The sequence below is a fragment of the Amnimonas aquatica genome (assembly GCF_002943415.1).
Lineage (GTDB): Bacteria > Pseudomonadota > Gammaproteobacteria > Pseudomonadales > Moraxellaceae > Perlucidibaca > Perlucidibaca aquatica_A.
Map to the genome: position 1 here is coordinate 1 of NZ_PTQZ01000169.1, position 4,037 is coordinate 4,037.

The following is a 4,037-nucleotide window of genomic DNA, read 5'->3' on the forward strand; positions in this document are numbered from 1 at the left end:
CCACCTGGCCCTTGCGGCGGGCATCCTCGAGCTTTTTCGCGGTCGGTTGCTCGGTCCGTTCCTGACCGTCGTCAGCGGCTGCCATGACCGGTCTCCAGCAAGGTGTTCATGGTGGCGAAGGCGTTGTTGAGCAGCATCTCGACCTGCGGCCGCAGCGCCGGCAGCGTGCGTTCGAGCACGATCAGGCCGACCAGCAGGGTGACCGGGAAACCGACGGCGAAGAGGTTCAGGGTCGGCGAGGAGCGACTGATCACGCCCATGGCCAGCTGCACCACCATCAGCGCCATGGCGGCCGGAATGGCGATGCCGACCGCGTGCCGCAGCATGGTGCCGAGCGCCCCGGTGGCGAGCTGCAGCGACTCCGGGCTGACCCAGGCGGAGCCGGCCGGCCATACCCGGAAGCTCTCGCCGACCAGCTGGATATAGGCCAGGTGGCCATTCATGGCCAGGAACAGCAGCATGGTCATGATCGAGAAGAACTGGCCCAGCACCGCCACCGAGATGNAGCACGGCCTCGAACACCAGCTGCAGCAGGAAGCCCAGCAGCAGGCCGAGCACGATCTCGTTGGCGGTCAGCAGCACGCCCTGCATGCCCAGCGGCTCGAAGCCTTCGACCGGGGTCTGCCAGGGCATCAGCAGCAGCGCCAGCACCAGCGACATCATCAGGCGGACCTGGGGCGGAATGGAGCGGCTGCCGAACAGCGGCGCCACCGACAGGGCCGCGGCGATGCGCACGAACGGCAGCCACCAGGCGGTGAGCCAGGCGGCCAGCTGCGCATCGGAGAAGACCATGGCCGCGCTCCCGCTCAGTTCCCGAGACCGGGAATCATCTGGAACAGGTTGCGGGTGTAGTCGACCAGCAGGCCGAGCATCCAGTGCGCGGTCAGGCCGAGGGCGATGATCAGCACGATGAGCTTGGGAATGAAGCTCAGCGTCATGTCCTGGATCTGGGTGGCGGCCTGGAACACGCCGATCAGGACACCGGCGATCAGCGCCGAGATCAGCAGCGGCGCGCCCAGCAGGATGGTCACGATGAGCGCCTGGCGGCCCAGCTCGATCACGGTATCCGGGGTCATCTCGGGACTCCTCTCTGCGCGGTCCGGGTCAGCCGGCCTGGCCGGTGACGAAACTGGCGGCCAGCGAACCCATGAGCAGGGACCAGCCGTCGACCAGCACGAACAACATGATCTTGAAGGGCAGCGAGATCATCATGGGCGAGAGCATCATCATGCCCATGGCCATGAGCACGCTGGCCACCACCAGATCGATGATCACGAACGGAATGAAGAGCAGGAAACCGATCTGGAACGCGGTCTTCAGTTCGCTGGTCAGGAACGAGGCCGCGAGCACGGTGAACGGCACTTCGTCCGGCGTGGCGTAGGGGCCGCTGCGGGCGATGCCGGCGAACATGGCGATGTCGTCTTCGCGGGTCTGCGCCAGCATGAAGTCGCGCATGGGCGCGGCGGCCTTCTCCAGCGCCGGCCCGAAAGTCAGGGTGTCGTTCATGTAGGGCACCACAGCCTCGGCATAGACCCGCTCCAGCACCGGCGACATCACGAACAGGGTCAGGAACAGCGCGGCGCTGAGCAGGATCTGGTTGGACGGTGTCTGGCCGGTACCCAGCGCCTGGCGCAGCAGCGCCAGCACGATGATGATGCGCGTGAACGCGGTCATGCCGAGCAGCATGGCCGGCAGCAGCGTCAGCATGGTCATGATCGCGAGGATCTGGATCGGCACGCTGTAGTCCTGGCCGCCGCTGGCGTTGCGCGCGGTCGACAGCAGCGGCAGCCCCTGGGTCTCGGCCCAGGCCGACACCGGCGTCACCAGCAGTGCCAGCAGCATCAGCGCGCCGCCCCGGCGCAGGACGGCATTCATGACTTGCGCTCCGCCAGCAGGCGCTTGATCAGGTCGGCGAAGGGCGCGCCCGGTGTCGCCAGCGGTGCGCCCTCCCCGCCCTGCGGCGCCGGTCCCTGCCAGCTGTGCAGCGGCCGGATGCCCTGCGGCGTGCAGCCGAGCAGGATGTTCTCGTCGCCGACACGGATCAGCACCACGCGCTCCTTGAGGCCGAGCTGCAGCTGCGCCATCGGCCGGATCACGCCCGGCGCGGCCTGCTGCACGTTCTGGAAGCGGCGCAGCAGCCAGGCGGTGCCGAGCAGCAGCCCGACCACGATGGCCAGGCCGAAGAGCACCGAGAACACGCTGCCGGCCGACAGCGGCGCCACCTGCACCGGGCCCGCCGCGCGCACGCCGGCGCTCGCCAGCAGGGTCGCGGCGGCCAGCATGGCCGGACTGATCACACGAAGCGCATGGGTCATGGCGGCAGGCCTCAGCGCAGGCGGCGAAGCCGCTCTTCCTGACTGACCACTTCGGTCAGCATGATGCCGAACTTGTCGCGCACCACCACGATCTCGCCGCGCGCCACCAGCGTGCCGTTGACCAGCACGTCCAGCGGTTCGCCGGCCATGCGGTCGAGCTCGATGATGGCGCCCTGGCTGAGCTTGAGCAGGTCGTTGATGCTCATGCGGGCACGGCCGACCTCGATCGACACGGTGACATTCACATCCAGGATCATGTCGAGGTTGAGGCTGCCGGCCGTGCCGGCCTGCGCCGGCTGCCCCTGCAGTTCCTTCAGGTCCGCCGGGCGGGTTTCCGCCTGTGCTTCGTCCCGGTTCTCTTCAAGCATGGTCTTCACCCTTCAGAAACGACGTGACGGCGAGCCGGACTGGCCGCCGATCCTGACCGCCAGCTGTCCCTCGTGGGCGCCGAAGGTGCCGTGCAGCAGCTCCAGGTCCTCGATCAGCACGGCGACCGACTGGGGCGAGTCGATCGGAATGACATCGCCCACTTTCAACCGCGACACGCGCGACAGCGGCATGCTGACGCGCCCCAGGCTGGCCACCACCTCGAGGGTGCTGGCCTCGACACCCAGGCGCAGACGCTCGCGCCAGATGCCGTCATGTTCATGGCGGGCACCGCCGGCGCGGCCCTGGCCGCCGAGGCGGTCGCGCACCGGTTCGATCGCCGACCACGGCGTGAGCAGCCAGATCGCCGATTCGGCGCCCGGCAGCTGCACCGAGAAACGCGCGGCCAGCAGGGTTTCGCGCTGATCCAGGCTGTCGACGAAACGCAGGTCGCTGTGACGCTCCAGCAGCTGCGGCGACAGCTCCACCACGCTGTGCCAGCCCTGCGCCAGATCGGGCAGCAGGGCCTTGCCGAGCTGCTGCATGAAACGGCTCTCGGAAGGCGAGAACTCGCTGCTGCGGCGCCGGGCACCGCCGCCCTGGCCGCCGAAGAAATGATTGACGAGGCCGAACACCAGGTCGGCCTCGAACACCAGGAACATGGGGCCGGCCAGCGGCGGCGCGCTGATCACGCTGATGTCCGACGGCGTCGGCAGCATGCGCTGCAGCTCGCCGAACTTCATCACCGCGACGCGCTCGGCGCGCACGGCCTGCAACTCGGGGATGAGCTGGCGCAGGCGCAGCTTGATGGCCTCGGCGAACTGCGCGTGCACCAGCGACAGCGCCGGAATCAGGCGCTGCACGGCATAGTCCTGGCCAGCGAAGTCGTAGCGGTCGCCTGCGGACTGGCCGGCGTCCGCCGGCTTGCTCATCAGGGCATCGAATTCGGCGGGATCGAGAATGTCGTTCATGTACCGGATCTCCTGATCACTGGACCACGAACTTGCTGAAGTAGACCGCTTCGACGCCGCCGCGGCCGGTCTCTTCGGCGAGCACCTTGTTGAGCAGATCCAGCGTGTTCTTCTGCAGCGCCTGGCGGCCTTCCGGCAGATGCACCTGCTCGCTGTCGAGCGCGCTGTAGAGCATGGTCAGCTCGCCCTTGAGGCGCGGCATGAGCTTCTCGACATTGGCGATGACGATGGCATCGCGAGACATGAGGTCGACCTGCACCTGCAGGAAACGGTAGCGGGCGCCGTCACGGATGTTGACCACGAAGGCCGGGTCGATGGTCAGGTAGAGCGGGTCCTTGGCCACCTTCGGCGCCGGGGCGCTGACGGCCGCCGGCGTGGCGCCGCC

General features: G+C 68.2%; 6 protein-coding genes and 1 pseudogene. All 7 read right to left on the reverse strand.

Annotation, left to right across the window (positions count from 1 at the left end; all coding sequences use genetic code 11):
- Positions 1–71: 71 nt before the first annotated feature.
- Positions 72–792: pseudogene (locus tag C5O18_RS10890) on the reverse strand (flagellar biosynthetic protein FliR).
- 14 nt (positions 793–806) lie between these two features.
- Entirely contained in the window at positions 807–1,076 is a 270-nt protein-coding gene (gene fliQ, locus C5O18_RS07175) for a flagellar biosynthesis protein FliQ (protein ID WP_105192744.1), read from the reverse strand.
- 28 nt (positions 1,077–1,104) lie between these two features.
- Positions 1,105–1,875: a flagellar type III secretion system pore protein FliP gene (fliP, locus tag C5O18_RS07180; protein ID WP_206389780.1), complete on the reverse strand. Its 771-nt coding sequence runs from the start codon at positions 1,873–1,875 to the stop codon at positions 1,105–1,107.
- A complete protein-coding gene (gene fliO / locus C5O18_RS07185; protein ID WP_105192746.1) occupies positions 1,872–2,315 on the reverse strand; it encodes a flagellar biosynthetic protein FliO in 444 nt (147 codons plus the stop codon). Before fliO ends, fliP begins: the two co-directional genes overlap by 4 nt.
- 11 nt (positions 2,316–2,326) lie before the next feature.
- Entirely contained in the window at positions 2,327–2,683 is a 357-nt protein-coding gene (fliN, locus tag C5O18_RS07190; RefSeq protein ID WP_105192754.1) for a flagellar motor switch protein FliN, read from the reverse strand.
- Between the two features lie 12 nt (positions 2,684–2,695).
- Positions 2,696–3,652, reverse strand: a complete 957-nt coding sequence (locus tag C5O18_RS07195; protein WP_105192748.1) for a flagellar motor switch protein FliM — start codon at positions 3,650–3,652, stop codon at positions 2,696–2,698.
- Positions 3,653–3,668: 16 nt separating this feature from the next.
- Positions 3,669–4,037, reverse strand: a 369-nt coding sequence (locus C5O18_RS07200; protein ID WP_105192750.1) for a flagellar basal body-associated FliL family protein, incomplete at its 5' end; no start/stop codon positions are given.